This is a genomic window from Limnoglobus sp. (assembly GCF_059499385.1).
In genome coordinates, this window is sequence record NZ_JCABYM010000078.1 from 1 (window position 1) to 17162 (window position 17162).

The 17162-nt window shown below is 67.0% G+C and carries 25 protein-coding genes and 1 pseudogene; 25 read left to right on the forward strand and 1 reads right to left on the reverse strand.

Annotated elements, in window-relative coordinates:
- Positions 1 to 88: 88 nt before the first annotated feature.
- Positions 89 to 856, reverse strand: a complete 768-nt coding sequence (locus tag AC5JJ2_RS14175) for a sulfite exporter TauE/SafE family protein (RefSeq protein WP_495858655.1) — start codon at positions 854 to 856, stop codon at positions 89 to 91.
- A 203-nt stretch (positions 857 to 1059) separates the two neighbouring features.
- On the opposite strand from AC5JJ2_RS14175, the gene AC5JJ2_RS14180 reads away from it, so the two are divergent.
- The 25 genes and pseudogenes from AC5JJ2_RS14180 to secY all read left to right on the forward strand — a co-directional run bounded on the left by AC5JJ2_RS14180 (position 1060) and on the right by secY (position 17006).
- Positions 1060 to 3444 (forward strand): WD40 repeat domain-containing protein, encoded by a 2385-nt coding sequence (locus AC5JJ2_RS14180; protein ID WP_495858656.1) that lies wholly within the window; start codon positions 1060 to 1062, stop codon positions 3442 to 3444.
- A gap of 25 nt (positions 3445 to 3469) precedes the next feature.
- Positions 3470 to 3715, forward strand: coding sequence for a DUF433 domain-containing protein (locus AC5JJ2_RS14185; RefSeq protein WP_495858657.1), 246 nt, complete (start codon positions 3470 to 3472; stop codon positions 3713 to 3715).
- Positions 3716 to 3718: 3 nt separating this feature from the next.
- Entirely contained in the window at positions 3719 to 3862 is a 144-nt protein-coding gene (locus AC5JJ2_RS14190) for a DUF5615 family PIN-like protein (protein WP_495858658.1), read from the forward strand.
- Positions 3863 to 3897: 35 nt separating this feature from the next.
- Positions 3898 to 4077, forward strand: coding sequence for a hypothetical protein (locus AC5JJ2_RS14195; protein ID WP_495858659.1), 180 nt, complete (start codon positions 3898 to 3900; stop codon positions 4075 to 4077).
- 65 nt (positions 4078 to 4142) lie between these two features.
- Complete coding sequence (locus AC5JJ2_RS14200; protein ID WP_495858660.1) at positions 4143 to 4736, forward strand: hypothetical protein; 594 nt, start codon at positions 4143 to 4145, stop codon at positions 4734 to 4736.
- A gap of 132 nt (positions 4737 to 4868) precedes the next feature.
- On the forward strand, positions 4869 to 5192 hold the full coding sequence (gene rpsJ, locus AC5JJ2_RS14205; protein WP_149115710.1) for a 30S ribosomal protein S10: 324 nt from the start codon (positions 4869 to 4871) through the stop codon (positions 5190 to 5192).
- Positions 5193 to 5314: 122 nt separating this feature from the next.
- On the forward strand, positions 5315 to 6046 hold the full coding sequence (gene rplD, locus AC5JJ2_RS14210) for a 50S ribosomal protein L4 (RefSeq protein ID WP_495858661.1): 732 nt from the start codon (positions 5315 to 5317) through the stop codon (positions 6044 to 6046).
- Between the two features lie 38 nt (positions 6047 to 6084).
- Complete coding sequence (gene rplW, locus AC5JJ2_RS14215) at positions 6085 to 6450, forward strand: 50S ribosomal protein L23 (RefSeq protein WP_495858662.1); 366 nt, start codon at positions 6085 to 6087, stop codon at positions 6448 to 6450.
- Between the two features lie 85 nt (positions 6451 to 6535).
- Positions 6536 to 7402: a 50S ribosomal protein L2 gene (gene rplB / locus AC5JJ2_RS14220; protein WP_495858663.1), complete on the forward strand. Its 867-nt coding sequence runs from the start codon at positions 6536 to 6538 to the stop codon at positions 7400 to 7402.
- 142 nt (positions 7403 to 7544) lie between these two features.
- Entirely contained in the window at positions 7545 to 7835 is a 291-nt protein-coding gene (rpsS, locus tag AC5JJ2_RS14225; protein ID WP_495858664.1) for a 30S ribosomal protein S19, read from the forward strand.
- Positions 7836 to 7856: 21 nt separating this feature from the next.
- Entirely contained in the window at positions 7857 to 8267 is a 411-nt protein-coding gene (gene rplV / locus AC5JJ2_RS14230) for a 50S ribosomal protein L22 (RefSeq protein ID WP_495858665.1), read from the forward strand.
- Between the two features lie 67 nt (positions 8268 to 8334).
- Positions 8335 to 9060, forward strand: a complete 726-nt coding sequence (gene rpsC / locus AC5JJ2_RS14235; RefSeq protein WP_495858666.1) for a 30S ribosomal protein S3 — start codon at positions 8335 to 8337, stop codon at positions 9058 to 9060.
- On the forward strand, positions 8999 to 9457 hold the full coding sequence (rplP, locus tag AC5JJ2_RS14240; RefSeq protein ID WP_495858667.1) for a 50S ribosomal protein L16: 459 nt from the start codon (positions 8999 to 9001) through the stop codon (positions 9455 to 9457). Before rpsC ends, rplP begins: the two co-directional genes overlap by 62 nt.
- Positions 9458 to 9566: 109 nt before the next feature.
- Positions 9567 to 9941: a 50S ribosomal protein L29 gene (gene rpmC / locus AC5JJ2_RS14245; RefSeq protein ID WP_495858668.1), complete on the forward strand. Its 375-nt coding sequence runs from the start codon at positions 9567 to 9569 to the stop codon at positions 9939 to 9941.
- Between the two features lie 3 nt (positions 9942 to 9944).
- Positions 9945 to 10304 carry a 30S ribosomal protein S17 gene (gene rpsQ, locus AC5JJ2_RS14250; RefSeq protein ID WP_495858669.1) on the forward strand — a complete coding sequence of 120 codons (360 nt, stop codon included), beginning with the start codon at positions 9945 to 9947 and terminating at the stop codon, positions 10302 to 10304.
- Between the two features lie 38 nt (positions 10305 to 10342).
- Positions 10343 to 10708, forward strand: a complete 366-nt coding sequence (gene rplN / locus AC5JJ2_RS14255; protein ID WP_495858670.1) for a 50S ribosomal protein L14 — start codon at positions 10343 to 10345, stop codon at positions 10706 to 10708.
- A 110-nt stretch (positions 10709 to 10818) separates the two neighbouring features.
- On the forward strand, positions 10819 to 11169 hold the full coding sequence (rplX, locus tag AC5JJ2_RS14260) for a 50S ribosomal protein L24 (protein WP_495858671.1): 351 nt from the start codon (positions 10819 to 10821) through the stop codon (positions 11167 to 11169).
- A gap of 85 nt (positions 11170 to 11254) precedes the next feature.
- On the forward strand, positions 11255 to 11839 hold the full coding sequence (gene rplE, locus AC5JJ2_RS14265) for a 50S ribosomal protein L5 (protein WP_495858672.1): 585 nt from the start codon (positions 11255 to 11257) through the stop codon (positions 11837 to 11839).
- Positions 11840 to 11911: 72 nt separating this feature from the next.
- Entirely contained in the window at positions 11912 to 12244 is a 333-nt protein-coding gene (gene rpsN / locus AC5JJ2_RS14270) for a 30S ribosomal protein S14 (protein WP_495858697.1), read from the forward strand.
- A 20-nt stretch (positions 12245 to 12264) separates the two neighbouring features.
- Positions 12265 to 12711: a 30S ribosomal protein S8 gene (gene rpsH / locus AC5JJ2_RS14275; RefSeq protein ID WP_495858673.1), complete on the forward strand. Its 447-nt coding sequence runs from the start codon at positions 12265 to 12267 to the stop codon at positions 12709 to 12711.
- A 62-nt stretch (positions 12712 to 12773) separates the two neighbouring features.
- Positions 12774 to 13325, forward strand: a complete 552-nt coding sequence (rplF, locus tag AC5JJ2_RS14280) for a 50S ribosomal protein L6 (protein ID WP_495858674.1) — start codon at positions 12774 to 12776, stop codon at positions 13323 to 13325.
- Positions 13326 to 13355: 30 nt separating this feature from the next.
- Positions 13356 to 13712, forward strand: a pseudogene (gene rplR, locus AC5JJ2_RS14285) (50S ribosomal protein L18); the annotation flags it as partial.
- A 501-nt stretch (positions 13713 to 14213) separates the two neighbouring features.
- Entirely contained in the window at positions 14214 to 14729 is a 516-nt protein-coding gene (gene rpsE / locus AC5JJ2_RS14290; protein WP_495858675.1) for a 30S ribosomal protein S5, read from the forward strand.
- Positions 14729 to 15256 carry a 50S ribosomal protein L15 gene (gene rplO, locus AC5JJ2_RS14295; protein ID WP_495858676.1) on the forward strand — a complete coding sequence of 176 codons (528 nt, stop codon included), beginning with the start codon at positions 14729 to 14731 and terminating at the stop codon, positions 15254 to 15256. Before rpsE ends, rplO begins: the two co-directional genes overlap by 1 nt.
- Positions 15257 to 15671: 415 nt before the next feature.
- Positions 15672 to 17006 carry a preprotein translocase subunit SecY gene (gene secY, locus AC5JJ2_RS14300; protein WP_495858698.1) on the forward strand — a complete coding sequence of 445 codons (1335 nt, stop codon included), beginning with the start codon at positions 15672 to 15674 and terminating at the stop codon, positions 17004 to 17006.
- The last annotated feature ends 156 nt before the right edge of the window (positions 17007 to 17162 follow it).

Genomic DNA, 17162 nt, shown 5'->3' on the forward strand with positions numbered 1-17162 from the left:
GTGTGGGTGGGTGCTTGTTTGGGCCCCCCGGGGGGGCCCCCCCCCCCCCGGGGGGGCCCCCCCCACCCCCCGACCCACCCTACAAGAATCACGCCTTCGGCTTCAGGAAGAAGTACGCCGCCAGGCCGAAGCCGATGGCGATGACGGTCCACCGGATGTACACCGGCGGCAGCTTCCGGGCCACCCGCGCGCCGAGGTAGCCGCCGGCGACGGCGGCGGCGCACATCACGGCCGCGTAGTGCCACCAGATCAGCCCCTCGTACACGAAGATCACGACCGACACGAAGTTGATCATCGCCGCGAGGAACGTCTTCACCGCGTTCATGTGGTGGATGTCGCCGACGTGCATGAAGCCGAGCGCCGTCAGCATGAGGATGCCGATGCCCGCGCCGAAGTAGCCGCCGTAAACCGCGACGAAGAACTGGAACAGCAGCACGCCGACGGTCGTGGACGTGCCGGGCGTCGGGTCGTCCTGGTGGCGGCGGACGTACCGGTTCAGCGGCGGCTGGATTAGGAACAGCACCGCGGCCGTCAGCGTCAGCCACGGCACGAGCTTGCCGAACTGGTCCGGATACCACACGAGCAACAGCGCCCCGCACACGCCGCCGACGAGGCTGACCGGCAGCATCCGCACGACGAACTTCTTGACCGCCCGCAACTCCCGCCGGTAGCCCCACGACCCGGCGAACGAGCCGGGGAACAGCGCGATCGTGCTGGTCGCGTTCGCGATCGTCGGCGGCACGCCGAACCCGAGCAGGGCCGGGAACGTCAGCAGCGTCCCGCCGCCGGCGACGGAGTTCATCGCCCCCGCCGCGAACGCCGCCGCCGCCAGGACCAAGTAGGTTCCGACTTCCATAAGCCCTCGAATACAGTTTTCACCGCGGAGGGCACACGAGGGCACATGAGAGAAAGCAAAAGAGAGAGAAGAGTCCAAAATCCGGTGTTTGAAATCTCTCTTCTGTTTTCTCTCGTGCCCTCATGTGCCCTCCGCGGTGAATACGGTTTTCCCATTCTCGACTTCGACTCGCATCGTTGTATGGGTGCGGGTAAGCTGGGGGCATGACGCCGATCGCTGTCACCCTGGCGTGTGCGGCCGTCCTCGCGGACCTCGGGCCGGTCCGAACCGACGCGGACGGCGTCCTCCTCCCGCCCGGCGCGGTCGCCCGCATCGGGTCCACCCGCTTCCGACACCTCGGCAACACCCGGACCGTCTACTTCACCCCGGACGGCACGAAGCTGGTCAGCCTCAGCGGCGGGGGCGTCGTCGTCACCGACGTGAACACCGGCCTGCGGCTCTCGACGACCCGCGTTCCCCGGCAGGTCATCTCCAGCGCCATGCGGGCCGACGCCTGGCTCGCGGTCGTCACGAAGGACCGCGACCCGCCCTACGGCTTCCGGTACGAGCAACTCGACCCGGCGACCGGAACGAGTCGGGCGAAGAAAGACTTGCCGGGCGACGCCGGCAGCTTCGCGCTGTCGCCGGACGGGGCGCGGGTCGCGCTCAAGTACGGCGGCCTCGTCAAGGTCCTCGACACGACCTCGCTCGAAGTCGTCGGCGACTTCCGGTTCTCGATCTCCGACTACGACCCGAAGCGGCTCGTCTTCTCGCCGGACGGCAAGCTCCTCGGCGGCGTGTTCGGCACGAACTGGACGGAGGTGCGGGAGGTCGCGACCGGGAACATGCCGATCGGGTCGGCCGTCGGCACGGACGGCGACACGGCCGCCGCCGTCGCGTTCTCCCCGGCCGGCGGCGAACTCGCCCGCGTCGTCAGCGGCACGAAGACCGACCGCGTCGAGCTGATCGACCTGAAGACGGAGGCGGTGCAGGTCGTTTACTCGGCGGCGGCCGAGAACCGCGAGCTGTTCGAGCCGGTGTACGCGGCCGACGGTCGGTCGCTGTTCTTCGCCCGCCACCGGGAGCTGTTCCGCTACGACTTCGCCACGAAGCGGATCACCGGCACCGGCGAACTGGCCGGCGCGATCCGGCCGTTCGCCCTCGCGCCGGACGGCTCCCGCGTCGTGACGGTCGGGTACAACGAGGCTTCGGTGTGGGACGCGAACACGCTCCGGCCGCTCCCGCAATCGACCGACCGGCTTCGGGGCAACGCCGAGACGTTCGAGTTCGTCGGCGGCGGGAAGTTCCTCGCCCTCGGCGGCCCCGGTCATTGCCAACTGTTCGACGCGACGACGGGCAAGCTCCTCCACGAGCGGCAACAATCCTCGACGCAGCTGCGGTACGCGCCGGCCGGCGACGCCTACGCCGTCCACTCGGACACGGCCCTCGAACTCCGCCGCGTGGCGACGGACGAGGTGATCGCTGCGAAGCCGCACGAAACCGCCCGGTTCCCCGGCGGCGTTCTGTTCACCCGCGACGGGGCGACCGTGTTCGCCCGCAACACCGACCTGTTCCGTGGCTGGCACTGGAGGACCGGCCGGGAGGTCGGCCCGTTCCCGGAGTCGAACGTCGCGTGGCAGCCGGACCCGGACGGCAAGTGGGCGATGAAAGCGACGTACCTCCGGTACGAGAACTACGCCCGCGAGATGATCGACCTGGCGACCGGCGACCCGCACCCGGCGTGGCGGAAGGTGTTCACGACCGAGAAGGGGACGCTGTTCAACCCGGCCGCGGACGAGGTGCTGATCGCCCAGGAGGCGAGGTGCGTCCTGGTGGACCTCGGCCGGTTCCGCCGGCGGTGGGAGGTTCCCGTCTCGTGGTATTACTTCGACCGTTCGTCGTTCTCGAAGGACGGCCGGACGCTCGCCACGCTGTCGTCCCGCGGCCTCGACCTGTGGGAGGTGAGTTCCGGCCGCCGGCGGGCGCGGTTCGTCACGAACGAGCGGGCGACGGCGTCCGCGTTCGCCGACGACGGCCGCACGGTGGCGACGCTCGGCCCGACGGCCCCGGTCCACCTCTGGGACGTGCGCGGCGTGCTGAAGCAGTACCCGGCGAGGCTCGACCGCTCGGCGACGCAACGACTCTGGAAGGAGCTGCACGGCGACGACGCGGAGGCGGCGTTCGTCGCGCTCCAGAAGCTGGCGGCCGCGGCCGAAACGACCGTGCCGTTCGTCCACGAGCAGGTCCGGCCGGCGGCCGCGCCGAAGAAGGAGCAGGTGGCGAAGTGGCTGGCCGCGCTCGACGCCCCGGCGTTCCGCGACCGCGAGGCGGCGATGAAGAGTCTGAAGGAAGCGGCCGCGACGATCGAGGGCGACCTGCGAACGGCCGAGCGGGCGACGCCGTCGCCGGAGGTCCACGAGCGGATTGGGAAGGTACTATCCGTGCTGGACGCGGAGACGCCGGAGGCCGTGCGGCGGACGCGGACGGTGGAACTGATCGAATGGTGCGGCACGCCGGCCGCGAAGGAGCTGCTCCGGGAGTGGAGCGGCGGCGCGCCGGGGGCGAGCCTCACGCGGGAGGCGGCGCGGGCAACAATTCGGATAAAATGAGGACAACCGACTCGGGGGAATAGTCATGTCCGCGGTGTTGACGCCGACCATTGAGAAGACGCCCGGCGTGTGCGGCGGCGACGCCCGCATCGCGAACACCCGCATCCCGGTGTGGCTGCTGGTCGGTTACCGGAAGGACGGCGTGACGGACCGAAAGATTCTCGACCTGTACCCGCAACTCACCCACGCCGACCTGGCCGCCGCGTGGTGGTACTACGCCGAGCACAGGGAAGAAATCGAGCGAACCATCCTCGAGCAAGAGGATGCGTAGCCGATGGCGGACCTGTTCGCGGACGAGGACTTCCCGTTTCCCGCCGTCCGCGAGTTGCGGGCGCACGGCCACGACGTGGTAACAACGGTGGAAGCGGGCCTCGCGGGCGTCGGCACGGAAGACGCGGACATCCTGCGGACATCCTGAAGGAAGCCACCGACCGCAATCGCGCCGTTCTCACGATGAACCGCCGCGATTTCATCGCGCTGGACGCGGCCAACCCGAACCACGCCGGAATCGTGGCCTGCACCCGCGACCCCGATTCATCCGCCCTGGCCGCCCGAATTCACGCGGCCGTCGGCGGTGCGGCGTCGCTGGCCGGGCGGTTGATCCGCGTGAACCGGCCGCAAGCCGGACCGTAGCGCCCTGCGGCGAAAGCCTTGGCACCGCTCGGCGAATAACCGCGTGTCACCCGGCGGGACCAGTCATGGACCTCGATTCGCTCTCGGACGACTTGAAACAACTGGTCGTGGACGAACTCGACTCGGACGAGAAGCCGGTCTGGGTCGCCCGGCCCGACCCGGCGCGGTTCGCCCGGACCGGCTGGCCGGTCACGCTGTTCGCCATCCCGTGGACGGCGTTCGCCGTCTTCTGGACCGGGGCGGCCTTCTGGGGCACCCGGCAGGCCGGCGGCCCCGGCCCGCCCTGCTTCGACCTCTGCTTCCCCTTGTTCGGCGTGCCGTTCATCCTCATCGGGCTGGGCATGTTCACGGCCCCGTTCTGGCTCCGCCGCGCGGCCCGGCAGACCGTCTACGTCATCACCGACCGCCGGGCGATCCTGTTCGAGGGGAGCTACGGGCTGCTCAACCAGCGGAAGGTTCAGTCCTTCCCGCCCGCGGAGCTGAACGGCATCTCGCGGACGCAAAACGCCGACGGGTCCGGGAACGTCATCCTCCACGAGTCCAGCTACCGCGATACCGACGGCGACCGGCGGACGCGGCAGGTCGGGTTCTTCGCGATCGAGGACGTGAAGCGGGTCGAAGGGTTGCTCCGGGAGCTGGCCGGCCGCGCGCAAGGGTAATGCCAATCCGGCGAGATTTTCACACGCTTGCTTGACGCTCCCGCCGCCGCGCCGTAACTAATTTCTTTCCCGCCCGATGCGTTGACTCGGGAGATCGGGAACCGAACACGGCAATCGAAACGGAAGTACGGCATGGCGGGCACGGCGAGCGAACGAATCCGCATCCGGATGGAAGGGTACGACCACGAGGTCCTCGACCGCACCGCGGCCGAGATCGTGCAGACCGCCATCCAGACGAACGCGGAAGTCCACGGGCCGATCCCGCTGCCCACGCGGGTCGAACGGTACACGGTGCTGCGAAGCCCGCACATCGACCGGAAGTCCCGCGAGCAGTTCGAGATTCGGACCCACAAGCGGCTCATCGACATCCTACAGCCGACGCAGAAGACGATCGAGGCGCTCAACAAGGGCCTCAGCCTGCCGCCGGGCGTGGACATCCAGATCCGCGTGATCTAAGTCCGCCGCCGGGAATCCGCTGGCCGACTCGATCCCCCGCCGTATAACTGTCGGTTCCCGCTCAGGCGCGAGCAACGCTCGCGCCCGCGGTTTTTACGCAACCAGAGCAAGGGTTGGACGCCATGTCCGCTGAAGCCGAACCGACGCCCGCCGACCGCCCGCTCGTCATCGAGGTGACCGGGAAGATCAGCGTGCCCGTCGTCAACAAGCAAGGCGCGGAAGTCGGCACGGTCGAGATCGACCCGAACGACTTCAGCAAGGGCGGCAAGATCAGCCGCCAGTTGCTGCACGACGTGGTCCTGATGTACCTCGCCAACCAGCGGGCCGGGACGCACAGCACGCTCCGCCGCGGCCAGGTCGCCGGCAGCACGAAGAAGCTGTTCCGCCAGAAGGGGACGGGCAACGCGCGGGCCGGCACGAAGCGGACGAACAAGCGGCGGGGCGGCGGCACGGCGAAGGGGCCGAAGCCCCGCGACTACGAGTACCACCTGCCGAAGAAGGCGGTGAAGGCCGCGACCCGGATGGCGATCCTCAGCAAGTTCGCCGACAAGGAAGCGGTGATCTTCGACGAGTTCGCGCTCGCGTCCCCGAAGACGAAGGACGCGGCCAGCGCACTGAAGGCGGTCAAGATCGGCAAGAAGACGCTCGCCGACGGTAAGGAGAAGGACGTCACGCTGCTGGACACGACGGTGCTGATCGGGACCGCCGGCCTCGACCAGAACGTGTACAAGTCGGCCCGCAACATCTGCGGCGTGGAAGTGCTGCCGACGGCCGAGTTCAACGCCTACACGGTGCTGAAGCAGAAGCGGCTGGTGCTGACGAAGGCGGCCCTGGAATCCCTGACCAAGAAGTAACGACCCCGCACGCCCGCGACGTTCGCGGAGAGTAAGCCATGCCGAGTTCACGACCCCGCCCCGCGAAGTACGTCCGGAAGCTGGCCAACCGCCAGCCGGCCGAGCACGGCCCGCCGGGCATCGAGTTGCGGCCGTACCAGGTCATCATCCGGCCGCTGGTCACGGAAAAGGGTACGCACCAGAGCACGCGGTACAACTCGTACACGTTCATGGTGAACCCGGTAGCGACGAAGGTGCAGATCGCCGCCGCCGTGAAGGAACTGTTCAACGTGCGGGTCGAGACCGTCCGCACGCAGACCCGCAAGGGGAAGCAGGCCCGGTTCCGCCAGAGCCAGGGCAAGCAGCCGAGCTGGAAGAAGGCCATCGTCACGCTGAACGAAGAAGACAAGATCGACTTCTTCTAAACCGTAGGGTGGGCATTGCCCACCGGCGAGCGGCGGCAAGCACCCGATCCGGTGGGCGATGCCCACCCTACATGTTGAGATCGCTATGGGCATCAAATACTACAAGCCGACTTCCGCCGGCCGCCGGGCGGGTTCCGTCTCGGACTTCGCCGAGTGTACGACCCCGCGGCACAACGACCCGGAGAAGTCGCTGCTCAAGCCGCTCAAGAAGAAGGGCGGCCGGAACCACCACGGGGTCGTCACCCGCCGGTTCCGCGGCGGCGGCCACAAGCAGATGTACCGGATCATCGACTTCAAGCGGAAGATGGACGGCGTCGAGGCGACGGTGCTGTCGATCGAGTACGACCCGTGCCGGTCGGCCCGGATCGCGCTGATCCAGTACGCGGACGAGACGAAGACGAAGGCGTACATCCTGGCCCCGGACGGCCTGAAGGCCGGGGACAAGGTGATGTCCGGCGAGACGGCCGAGCCGAAGATCGGCAACTGCATGCCGCTGAGCAAGGTCCCGCTCGGCATGACGATTCACAACGTCGAGTTGACCCCCGGCAAGGGCGGGCAGATTTGCCGCTCGGCCGGCTGCTCGGCGACGCTCGGCAACCGCGACAAGGGGCAGGCGCTCATCACGCTGCCCAGCGGCGAAGTCCGGCGGGTCAGCGACAAGTGCCGGGCGACGCTCGGGAGCGTGTCGAACCCTGACCACATGAACATCAGCCTCGGCAAGGCCGGGCGTGCCCGCTGGATGGGCCGCAAGCCGCACAACCGGGGCACGAGCCAGAACCCGGTCGACCACCCGATGGGCGGCGGCGAGGGGCGGTCGAAGGGCGGGCGGCACCCGTGCTCGCCGAGCGGCATCATGGCGAAGGGCGGCAAGACGCGGAAGAAGCGGAAGCCGTCGAACAAGGCCATCGTCCGGCGTCGCCCGGCCGGGCCGTTCCAGACGCACAACGGCTAGTTTGGGTACTGAGTACCGGGTACTGAGTACCCGGTACTGAAGCGAATTCCGCGCCGCCGCGACGCGATTACAACTGGCCACGCGAGTTGCGGTCAGTAGCATATTCCGTCCGCCATCGGCGAACGCGAACGAGAGGCATCGGATGAGCCGGTCGATCAAAAAAGGCCCGTACGTGGACGAGCGGCTGGCCGCGAAGGTCGCCAAGCAGGGCAAGGGCACGAACCGCGCCCCGATCAAGACGTGGGCCCGCGACTGCACCATCCTGCCGGACTTCGTGGGCACGACGTTCGAGGTCCACAACGGCAAGGCGTTCGTGAAGGTGTACGTCACCGAGGAAATGGTCGGCCACAAGCTCGGCGAGTTCTCGCCGACGCGGACGTTCAAGGGGCACAGCGGCGGCAAGGCGAAGGCCGCGGCCGCCCCCGGCAAGTAACGGCACAAAGGTTCAGACGCGATGATCTACAACGCCACCCACCGGTTCGCCGACGTGACCGCCCGCAAGATGCGGCCGTTCGCCCAACTGGTCCGGAACAAGAACGTGGACGAGGCGCTGGAGCAGCTCCGGTTCCGCCCGAACCGCGGCGCGCGGCTGATCGAGGCCGTCATCAAGAGCGCCGTCGGCAACGCGGAAGACAAGGGCTGCCGCAACCTCGACGACCTCGTGGTGACCGTCTGCCGGATCGACGACGGCCCGATGTACAAGCGGATTCAACCCCGCGCCCGCGGCACGGCGTTCTCCATCCTGAAGCGGCTCGCGCACATCCACGTCACCGTCACGGACATGGCGGCGATGGAGGACGCGATCGCGGCGGAAGAGGCGAAGAAGGCCGCGGCCCAGCCGGCGGAACAGCCGGCCACGGCGTAACGACGACACACCGGCGGCGGGCCGGCGAAGGCCGGCCCGCCGCCTGCTTGATACGTGAGGGTTAGCGATGGGTCAGAAGGTACGACCGACCGGCTTCCGCGTGGGCATCATGACCCCGTGGCGCAGCGCGTGGTACGCCGGCAAGCAGGACTTCGCCGAACTGCTGGTCGAGGACCAGACGATCCGCGCGTTCATCCCGAAGTACCTCAAGCGGGGGCTGGACCGCAAGGAATCCCGCCCGATGATCTCGGACATCCGCATCGAGCGGACGCGGGAGCGGGTGACGGTGATCGTGTACAGCAGCAAGGTCGGGGCGATCATCGGCAAGAAGGGCGAGAAGATCGACAAGCTGACGAAGGCGCTCGAGAAGTTGGTCCGCCGGCACATCGAGATCAAGACGATCGAGGTGACCCGGCCGGAGATCGACCCGACGCTCATCGCCCACGACATCGCGGAGCAGCTGGAGAAGCGGGCGAGCTTCCGCCGGACGATCAAGAACGCCCTCGGCCGCGCGATGGAGAACGGCGCGAAGGGCGTGAAGGTGCAACTGTCCGGCCGCCTCGGCGGCGCGGAAATGGCCCGGTGCGAGAAGGGCATGAACGGCAGCATCCCGCTGTCTACCCTGCGGGCGAAGGTGGACTACGGGTTCACCGAGGCCGTGACGCCGCAGGGGAACATCGGGATCAAGGTTTGGGTGAACAACGGCGACTTCGTGACCGGGGAGATTAACGATGCCACTGATGCCCAAGCGGGTCAAGTTCAGAAAAAACCAGCGCGGCGTCGCAAGGGGTAACGTCGCCCAGCGGAAGTACAACGGCGCGATCAAGGGCAACGCCCACCGGGGCAACTACGTCGCCTACGGCGACTACGGCCTGCAGGCCCTCGAGGGCGGCTGGCTGTCCGCCGAGTCGATCGAGTCCGGCCGGGTGACGGTGACGCGGTTCGTGTCCGGCGAAGGCCGGTACTACATCCGCGTCTTCCCGCACAAGTCGGTCACGTCCATCCCGGCGGAAACGCGGATGGGCAAGGGCAAGGGCGAGCCGGAATACTGGGCGGCGGTCGTGCGGACGGGGCAAATCCTGTTCGAGGTCGGCGGCCTCCCGGAGCAAGCGGCCCGCGACTGCCTCGCCCGCGTGGCGTACAAGATGCCGTTCAAGTGCCGGTTCGTCGCGCGACGGCCGAACGTGTAATTGAAGATGAATCGGCCGGCTTCGTAGGGTGGGCATTGCCCACCGGCCTCGGAGGCGGTCGGAGATCACGGTGGGCGATGCCCACCCCACAGACTTGGGACCCACCGCGATGAAACCGGCCGACCTCCGAAAAGAGAACGACGAGCAGCTGAAGCTCTCGCTCGCCGAGACGGAAAAGCACCTGTTCAAGCTCCGATTCCAGTCGGCCACCGACCGGCTGGAGACGCCGTCGGAGATCCGCAAGGCGAAGGCCGACATCGCCCGGATCAAGACCGAGCAGCGGAAGCGGGAGATCGCCGCCGAGGCGAAGCTGCCGGACGACCAACTGGCGAAGACCGTGGCCCTCGCCGAGAAGAACGAGGTCGCCGAGGGGAAGCCGTTCGTCGGCCGCCGGAAGGCGAAGCGGGTGATTCAACGGATCGCGACGATTCAAGCCGAACGCCTGGCCGCTCGCAAGATGCCGCCGGCCGCGAAGGGGAAGTAACCGATGGCGGACACGACCACGACGAACACGCCGGCCCCCGAGAAGCCCGCCGGCCCCGGCCCGCGGAAGCTGCTCGGCATCGTCACCGGGGACAAGAACGACAAGACCCGCCGCGTCGAGGTCGCCCGCCGGGTGCAGCACCCGAAGTACGGGAAGTTCATCAAGAAGCGGACCGTCTGCTACACGCACGACGAGAAGAACGAGTCGCACCTGGGCGACACGGTCGAGATCGTGGAGAGCCGGCCGCTGTCGAAGTCGAAGCGGTGGGCGCTCGTCCGGGTCGTCACGAAGGCCCCGAGCCGGACGCTCTCCGGCCTGGAGGCGGCCGTGCCCGGCGGCACGATCGACACCGCCAAGAAGTAACCGTCGCGCCTGGACGCGGCCCGGAGTGAGGCAGACCGATGATTCAGATGTACTCGTACATGGACGTGGCCGACAACACAGGCGCGAAGGAAGTGATGTGCATCCAGGTGCTCGGCGGGTCGAAGCGCCGCGTCGCGTACCTGGGCGACATCGTCAAGGTGAGCATCAAGAAGGCGCTGCCGGGCGGGGACGTGAAGCCCGGCGACGTGGTCAAGGGCGTGATCGTCCGCACGAAGGTCGCCACCCGCCGGGAGGACGGCAGCTACGTCCGGTTCGACCGGAACGCGCTCGTCATCCTGGACGCCGACGACAACCCCCGCGGGACGCGGATCTTCGGGGCCGTCCCCCGCGAGCTGCGGGCGAAGTTCAGCAAGATTCTGAGTCTGGCGGCGGAAGTGGTGTAGTTCGTAGGGCGGGTCAAGGCTTTGCGCCGACCCGCCGGGGCGACCGAGTGCGGCGGCGGGTCGGCGCAAAGCCTTGACCCGCCCTACAAGACAGCGGGTTCGGAGCAGCCATGTTCATTCGGAAAGACGACACGGTCGAAATCCTCGCCGGCGACGACAAGGGGAAGCGGGGCAAGGTGCTGCGCGTCCTCCGCGAGGACAACAAGGTCGTCGTGGAAGGGATTAACCGCGTCTACCGCCACCTGAAGCCGTCGCGGGCGAACCCGCAAGGGGGCCGGCTGTCGAAGGAGATGCCGGTGGACGCGTCGAACGTCGCGCTCATCGACCCGACGACGAACAAGCCGACCCGCGTGGGCGTCAAGTACCTGGACGACGGGAGCAAAATCCTGATCGCCAAGAAGAGCGGCACGACCCTCCGGACGCTGGCGAAGCCGAACCCGAAGTACGCGAAGAAGAAGTAACTTAACCACCCTCGACCGAGGGCGGGGTCCGACGAACCGGGTTCGTCCGACACTCGCCTGCCACCGGTGAGAAGCGAGAACAGACATGGCCGCACCCGCCGCCCCCGCCGCGAAGCCGAAGTTGGCCCAGCCGCGGTTGCACGCGAAGTACGCGAAGGAAATCCTGCCGGCCCTCGGCAAGAAGTTCAACCGCGAGAACGTGTTCAGCCTGCCGAAGCTGCAGAAGATCGTCTTGAACATGGGCGTCGGCAAGGCGCTGCAGGACAAGGACAAGATGAAGGTCGCGGCCGAGCAGTTGACGCTGATCGCCGGCCAGAAGGTGCAGATTCGGAAGGCGAAGCAGGCCATCAGCCAGTTCCGCCTCCGCCAGGGGTACGAGATCGGCTGCCGGGTGACGCTCCGCGGCCGCCGGATGTACGAGTTCCTCGACCGGCTCATCAACGTGGCGCTCCCGCGGATCCGGGACTTCCGCGGCGTGAACCCGAAGAGCTTCGACGGCAACGGGAACTACAGCATCGGCATCACCGAGCAGTTGATCTTCCCGGAGATCGACCCGGACAAGGTGAACTTCACGCAGGGGATGGACATCACGTTCGTCACCAGCACGCGAAACGACGACGAGGCCCGCGAACTGCTCCGCCAATTCGGCATGCCGTTCCGGGAAGTTTAAACCCGTGATTGGTGATCGGTGATTAGTGATTGGAAAAAACCAATACTAATCACCAAAGACCAATGACGATTCATCGGAACGGCCGGTTCCCGCGGGCGAGTACCCCGCGTCCCGAACCGGAACGCCGCCCACGAGAGCCTGACGATGTCAACGAAGGCGAAGCGCGTTCGCTACAAGAACGAGATGAAGGCCCTCGCGGCCCACAAGGCCGAGCTGGCCAAGCCCGAGGACCAACGGGACAAGGCGAAGCTCCTTCGCCCCCGCGACCTCATCCGCATCCGCAAGCGGTGCCAGCTCACGGGCCGCCCGCGGGCCGTCCTCGGGAAGTTCGGCGTCTGCCGGATCATCTTCCGGGACCTGGCCAGCAGCGGCATGATTCCCGGCGTCCGCAAGGCCTCCTGGTAAGCGATCGGAGAACCCCACCCATGATGACCGACCCGATCGCGGACATGCTGACCCGCATCCGCAACGCCAGCGCCATCGAGCGGCCGGCCGTGGAAATGCCCGGCACGAAGCTCAAGGCCGCCATCGCCAAGGTACTGCAAGACGAGGGCTTCATCCTCGGCTTCCGCGTGGGCAAGTACGCCAAGAACGGCGACGGCCACAACGAGTTCCAGGAGACCGGCGACTACGGCCAGGCGCACGTCGTCCTGCAGGTCTTCCTGAAGTACGGGCCGGACGGCGAGCGGGTGATCCGCCACATCGCGCGGGCCAGCTCCCCCGGCCAGCGGGTGTACCAGGGGTACAAGGACGTGAAGCGCGTCCTCGACGGCCTGGGTATCGCGATCCTGAGCACCAGCCAGGGCGTGATGAGCGACCGCCAGGCCCGCAAGGCGAAGGTCGGGGGCGAGTTGATCGCCACCGTTTGGTGATTCACACGAGGTCAAGGCTGCACCCCGGCCCCGCGCCGGTTAAGCCTTCGGAGATTCGGACAATGTCTCGTATCGGCAAGCAGCCTGTCGCGATCCCGGCGGGCGTGAAGGTGAGCATCGACAAGGGCACGATCAAGGTCGAAGGCCCCAAGGGGAAGCTCCAGTTCACGCACCACCCGGCCATCAAGGTCGCGTCGGACGGCAAGCAGATCACCGTCGAGCGGCCGGACGACACGAAGCCGTCGCGGGCGCTGCACGGCACGACGCGGGCGCTGGTGAACAACCTCATCACCGGCGTCAGCAAGGGGTACGAGAAGCGGCTGAAAATCGAGGGCGTCGGCTACCAGGCCGCCGCGAAGAACAAGGGCGTCGAGCTGACCGTCGGGTTCGCCAACCGCATCCTGCACGTCCCGGACCCGGCCGACCAGATCACGGTGGCCGTGCCCGACCCGACGACGATCGTGGTCAGCGGGCCGGACAAGCAGAAGGTCGGCCAGTTCGCCGCGGAAGTCCGGGCGAGCAAGAAGCCGGAGCCGTACAAGGGCAAGGGCGTCCGGTACGAGAACGAGACGGTCCGCCGCAAGGAAGGCAAGTCCTTCGCGAGCAGCAAGTAACCGACCCACGCACACACGACCGGGTAGACAATGGACGCACACAAGAGCAAGGCGGTCCGGACGCAACGGCGGAAGTACCGCGTCCGCAAGGCGATCCACGGCACGGCCACCAAGCCGCGGCTGTCGGTCCACCGGACGAACCTGCAGATTTACGCGCAGCTCATCGACGACGACGCGGAGGTCACGATCGCGGCGGCGGCGAGCAACGCGAAAGACGGCAAGCTGAAGTACGGCGGCAACGTGGCGGCCGCGGCCGAGGTCGGCGCGAAGATCGCCGAGAAGGCGAAGGCGAAGGGCATCACCGAGGCCGCGTTCGACCGCGGCGCGTTCCGGTTCCACGGCCGCGTCAAGGCGCTCGCGCAGGCGGCGACGAAGGCCGGCCTGAAGTGTACCGGGCTGGAAGAGAAGAAGAAGGAAGCCCCCGCGAAGGCCCCGGACGCGAAGGACGCCAAGAAGGACAAGAAGAAGGAAGCCCCCGCGAAGGCGTAACAGCTTTCACACGAGGTTGATCGGTGAGCTTTTCAATCACCGACCGGATGGGTGGTTGTGATCCGGACCCTACTACCGAGCGGGTTCGCGAAGTATTTGACGAGTTAGATCGTCTTGACCCTTTGCACCCGAGTGCTTGGGTTCGACACGATAGCGGGTGGTTGCTCGAAGCTCACGCGGACGGAATTTTGATCTGGTGGTGCGACGACGAACCAGATTGCCCGTTCCGTCACCTGCGGGGCGTTCCGAGATCGCTGGTGTGGGAACTGTGGCTGAGCTTGGCAAACGGCGAAGTGAGTCGGATTGAATCGCTTCCTTGGTTGCCAGGTGACGGTCGGCAAGAAACGACATAGATGACGAGATTCCCAGGGCCGCGCGTCCTGTGACCAGAGGTTCAACATGGCTAGAGAACGTGGCGACCGGGGCGAACGCGACTCCCGCGACCAGGGGATGGTCGATTTCGTCGTGAAGATCAAGCGGTCCGCCTGTGTCGTCAAGGGCGGCCGGCGGTTCAGCTTCAACGCCCTCGTCGTCGTCGGCGACAAGCAAGGCAAAGTTTCCTTCGGGTACGGCAAGGCGAACGAGGTTCCGCCGGCCGTCGAGAAGGCGATCAAGGAAGGCGAACAACAGGCCCGGCGGGCGAAGAAGCTGTCGCTCAAGGGCGACTCGATCCCGCACCGGGTCATCGGCAAGTACGGCGCGAGCCGCGTCATCCTCGTGCCGGCCGGGGCCGGGACCGGGCTGAAGGCCGGGCCGGGCGTGCGGGAAGTCCTGCAAGCGGCCGGCATCGCGAACATCCTCACGAAGGTCCACGGGAGCACGAACCCGATCAACCTCGTGAAGGCGACGATCAACGGGCTTCAACAACTGCGGACCAAGGAAGAAGTGGCCGCCTTGCGGGGAGTGAAACTCTAATGGACCTGACCACGCTCTCGCACGGCGTCCAGAAGCGCAAACTGAAGAAGCGGGTCGGCCGCGGCGTCGGCTCCGGGCACGGCAAGACCGCGTCCCGCGGGCACAAGGGCCAGTACGCCAGCGCCGGGGCCGGGCTGCCCGGCGCATTGTTCACCGGCGGCCAGACGGCGCTGCACCGGCGGCTACCGAAGCGCGGGTTCTCCAACGGCATGTTCCAGAAGGAGAACGCCGTCATCAACGTCGGCGACCTGAACAAGTTCGCCGACGGCGCGACCGTGGACATGGCCGCGCTCAAGGACCAGCGGCTCCTCGTCGGCACGTTCGACGCCCTCCGCATCCTGGGCGAAGGCGACCTGACGAAGAAGCTGACGGTGAAGGCGAACCACGTCTCGGCCTCCGCGAAGGCGAAGATCGAGGCGAAGGGCGGCACGGTCGAGCTGCTCGCCGGCCCGAAGAAGCCGGTCCGGAACAAGATGGGGCAGGGGAAGAACTCCAAGAAGAAGAAGCCGGACGCGGCCGCGAAGTAACGCCCGCCCGAGCACGACGACCTGCGACCGAACGGGGCGGGCGGACGCGGCCGACCGGCCGACGACTGCCCGCCCCGCGTGCGTTCAAAGTAGTAGGCACACTCCGTGTGCCGTTTCCTGCGGGTGACAACGCCCGTATGCCGTTACTGCGACAGGAAGCAGACGGCACACGGAGTGTGCCTACTGCTATGACCGAAAAGGAACTCCCATGAACTGGCGACGGCCCGCACTGGCACTCGGAACCCTGCTCCTCGTCACCGGGATCGCCCTGACGTTCGCGAACGTCGGCCTGCCGATCCTCGGCTTCCCGGTCGCCTACGCCGCCGTCATCGCCGGCATCGTCCTCGCCCTCGTCGGCCTCGCCCCGGAGCAACTGCTCCTCATCTTCCGCATCCCGGAGCTGCGGCGGAAGATCATGATTACGGCACTGTTCCTCGCGGCGTACCGGATCGGGTACTACGTCCCGCTGCCGATGGTCAACCACGCGGAACTCCAGCGGAAGATGGACGAAGGCTCCTCCGGCACGCTCGGCCGCGTGTTCGGGTTCGTGTCGATGTTCTCCGGCGGCAACCTGTCGAACGGGTGCATTTTCGCCCTCGGCATCATGCCGTACATCTCGGCGTCGATCATCATGCAACTCTTGTCGTCCGGCGTCGTGCCGTCGCTGGAGAAGTTGCGGAAGGAAGGCCAGTCCGGGCAGAAGAAGATCAACGAGTACACCCGCTACCTGACCGTCCCGATCTGCATCGCGCAGGCCGTCATGTTCGTGAGATATCTGTTCGCGGGGTCGCCGGAGGGCGGGGGCGGGGAGGGGCTGGGCCTGCTGATACCCGGCTACCCGCCGTTCTTCTTCGGCCTGTCCGCGGTCATCATCATGACGGCCGGGACGCTGTTCATGATGTGGCTCGGCGAGCAGATCGACGAGTACGGCATCGGCAACGGCATCTCGCTCATCATCATGGCCGGCATCGTCGCCCGCATCCCGGACGCGACCGGGGCGCTGCTGTTCGAGCCGGGGACGACGAAGCTCAAGGAGTCGCTGTTCACCCTCGGCAGCGCGACCGGCGACATCAGCTTCGAGAAGTTCCTGGTGCTGATCGCGCTGTTCGTGGCCGTCGTCGTCGGCGTCATCGCGATCACGAAGGCGAAGCGGGCCATCCCGATGCAGTCCGCCAAGCACGTCCGCGGCCGGCGGACGTTCGGCGGCGGCCGGAGCGTGCTGCCCATGAAGGTGAACGCGGCCGGCGTCATGCCGGTCATCTTCGCCAGCACGCTGCTCATCATCCCCGGCTTCCTGTTCAACATCATCGGCCAACTGACCGATGCGTCGTGGGCCCACTCGCTGGGCGGCGTCTTCCAGCGGGGCAGCGGCTGGCTGTACAACATGTTCTACGTCGTGCTCATTTACGTCTTCTGCTACTTCTGGGTGGCGATCACGTTCAACCCGAAGGAAATCTCCGAGAACCTGAAGGAGCACGGCAGCTTCATCCCCGGCTACCGGCCCGGCAAGAGCACGGCCGACTACCTGGAAAAGGTGCTCATGCGGATCACCTACGTCGGGGCGGCGTTCCTGGCGATCATCGCGATCATCCCGAGCATCGTGTCGAGCGAGTTGGAGGTGGACTACCGCATCGCCAGCTTCTACGGCGGCACGGGCCTGCTGATCGTGATTAGCGTCGCCCTCGACTTGGTGTCGAAGATCAACAGCCACCTGGTCATGCGGAACTTCCAGGGGTTGACGGAAGATTGATCCGAGGCGGGTGTCGGGTTTCGGGTATCGGGTTTCGCAGATAAGATGACCCCTCGGGGTCGCTATTTGCCAGGACTCGATACCCGTTGCCGTTTGACGACCACCCCGAACTACCCGCTGCGAAACCCGATACCCGAAACCCGACACCCGAGATTT

Excerpts from the sequence above, each read along its gene's own strand:
- AC5JJ2_RS14190 (WP_495858658.1), top strand. The coding sequence starts at position 3,719 with ATGGCGGACCTGTTCGCGGACGAGGACTTCCCGTTTCCCGCCGTCCGC.
- rpsS (WP_495858664.1), top strand. The coding sequence starts at position 7,545 with ATGAGCCGGTCGATCAAAAAAGGCCCGTACGTGGACGAGCGGCTGGCC.
- rplP (WP_495858667.1), top strand. The coding sequence starts at position 8,999 with ATGCCACTGATGCCCAAGCGGGTCAAGTTCAGAAAAAACCAGCGCGGC.
- AC5JJ2_RS14200 (WP_495858660.1), top strand. The coding sequence starts at position 4,143 with ATGGACCTCGATTCGCTCTCGGACGACTTGAAACAACTGGTCGTGGAC.
- rpsC (WP_495858666.1), top strand. The coding sequence starts at position 8,335 with ATGGGTCAGAAGGTACGACCGACCGGCTTCCGCGTGGGCATCATGACC.
- rpsQ (WP_495858669.1), top strand. The coding sequence starts at position 9,945 with ATGGCGGACACGACCACGACGAACACGCCGGCCCCCGAGAAGCCCGCC.
- secY (WP_495858698.1), top strand. The coding sequence starts at position 15,672 with ATGATTACGGCACTGTTCCTCGCGGCGTACCGGATCGGGTACTACGTC.
- rplB (WP_495858663.1), top strand. The coding sequence starts at position 6,536 with ATGGGCATCAAATACTACAAGCCGACTTCCGCCGGCCGCCGGGCGGGT.
- AC5JJ2_RS14195 (WP_495858659.1), top strand. The coding sequence starts at position 3,898 with ATGAACCGCCGCGATTTCATCGCGCTGGACGCGGCCAACCCGAACCAC.
- rplV (WP_495858665.1), top strand. The coding sequence starts at position 7,857 with ATGATCTACAACGCCACCCACCGGTTCGCCGACGTGACCGCCCGCAAG.
- AC5JJ2_RS14185 (WP_495858657.1), top strand. The coding sequence starts at position 3,470 with ATGTCCGCGGTGTTGACGCCGACCATTGAGAAGACGCCCGGCGTGTGC.
- rpsH (WP_495858673.1), top strand. The coding sequence starts at position 12,265 with ATGATGACCGACCCGATCGCGGACATGCTGACCCGCATCCGCAACGCC.
- rplO (WP_495858676.1), top strand. The coding sequence starts at position 14,729 with ATGGACCTGACCACGCTCTCGCACGGCGTCCAGAAGCGCAAACTGAAG.
- rplX (WP_495858671.1), top strand. The coding sequence starts at position 10,819 with ATGTTCATTCGGAAAGACGACACGGTCGAAATCCTCGCCGGCGACGAC.
- rplE (WP_495858672.1), top strand. The coding sequence starts at position 11,255 with ATGGCCGCACCCGCCGCCCCCGCCGCGAAGCCGAAGTTGGCCCAGCCG.
- rpsE (WP_495858675.1), top strand. The coding sequence starts at position 14,214 with ATGGCTAGAGAACGTGGCGACCGGGGCGAACGCGACTCCCGCGACCAG.
- rplN (WP_495858670.1), top strand. The coding sequence starts at position 10,343 with ATGATTCAGATGTACTCGTACATGGACGTGGCCGACAACACAGGCGCG.
- rpmC (WP_495858668.1), top strand. The coding sequence starts at position 9,567 with ATGAAACCGGCCGACCTCCGAAAAGAGAACGACGAGCAGCTGAAGCTC.
- AC5JJ2_RS14180 (WP_495858656.1), top strand. The coding sequence starts at position 1,060 with ATGACGCCGATCGCTGTCACCCTGGCGTGTGCGGCCGTCCTCGCGGAC.
- rpsJ (WP_149115710.1), top strand. The coding sequence starts at position 4,869 with ATGGCGGGCACGGCGAGCGAACGAATCCGCATCCGGATGGAAGGGTAC.
- rplF (WP_495858674.1), top strand. The coding sequence starts at position 12,774 with ATGTCTCGTATCGGCAAGCAGCCTGTCGCGATCCCGGCGGGCGTGAAG.
- rplD (WP_495858661.1), top strand. The coding sequence starts at position 5,315 with ATGTCCGCTGAAGCCGAACCGACGCCCGCCGACCGCCCGCTCGTCATC.
- AC5JJ2_RS14175 (WP_495858655.1), bottom strand. The coding sequence starts at position 856 with ATGGAAGTCGGAACCTACTTGGTCCTGGCGGCGGCGGCGTTCGCGGCG.
- rplW (WP_495858662.1), top strand. The coding sequence starts at position 6,085 with ATGCCGAGTTCACGACCCCGCCCCGCGAAGTACGTCCGGAAGCTGGCC.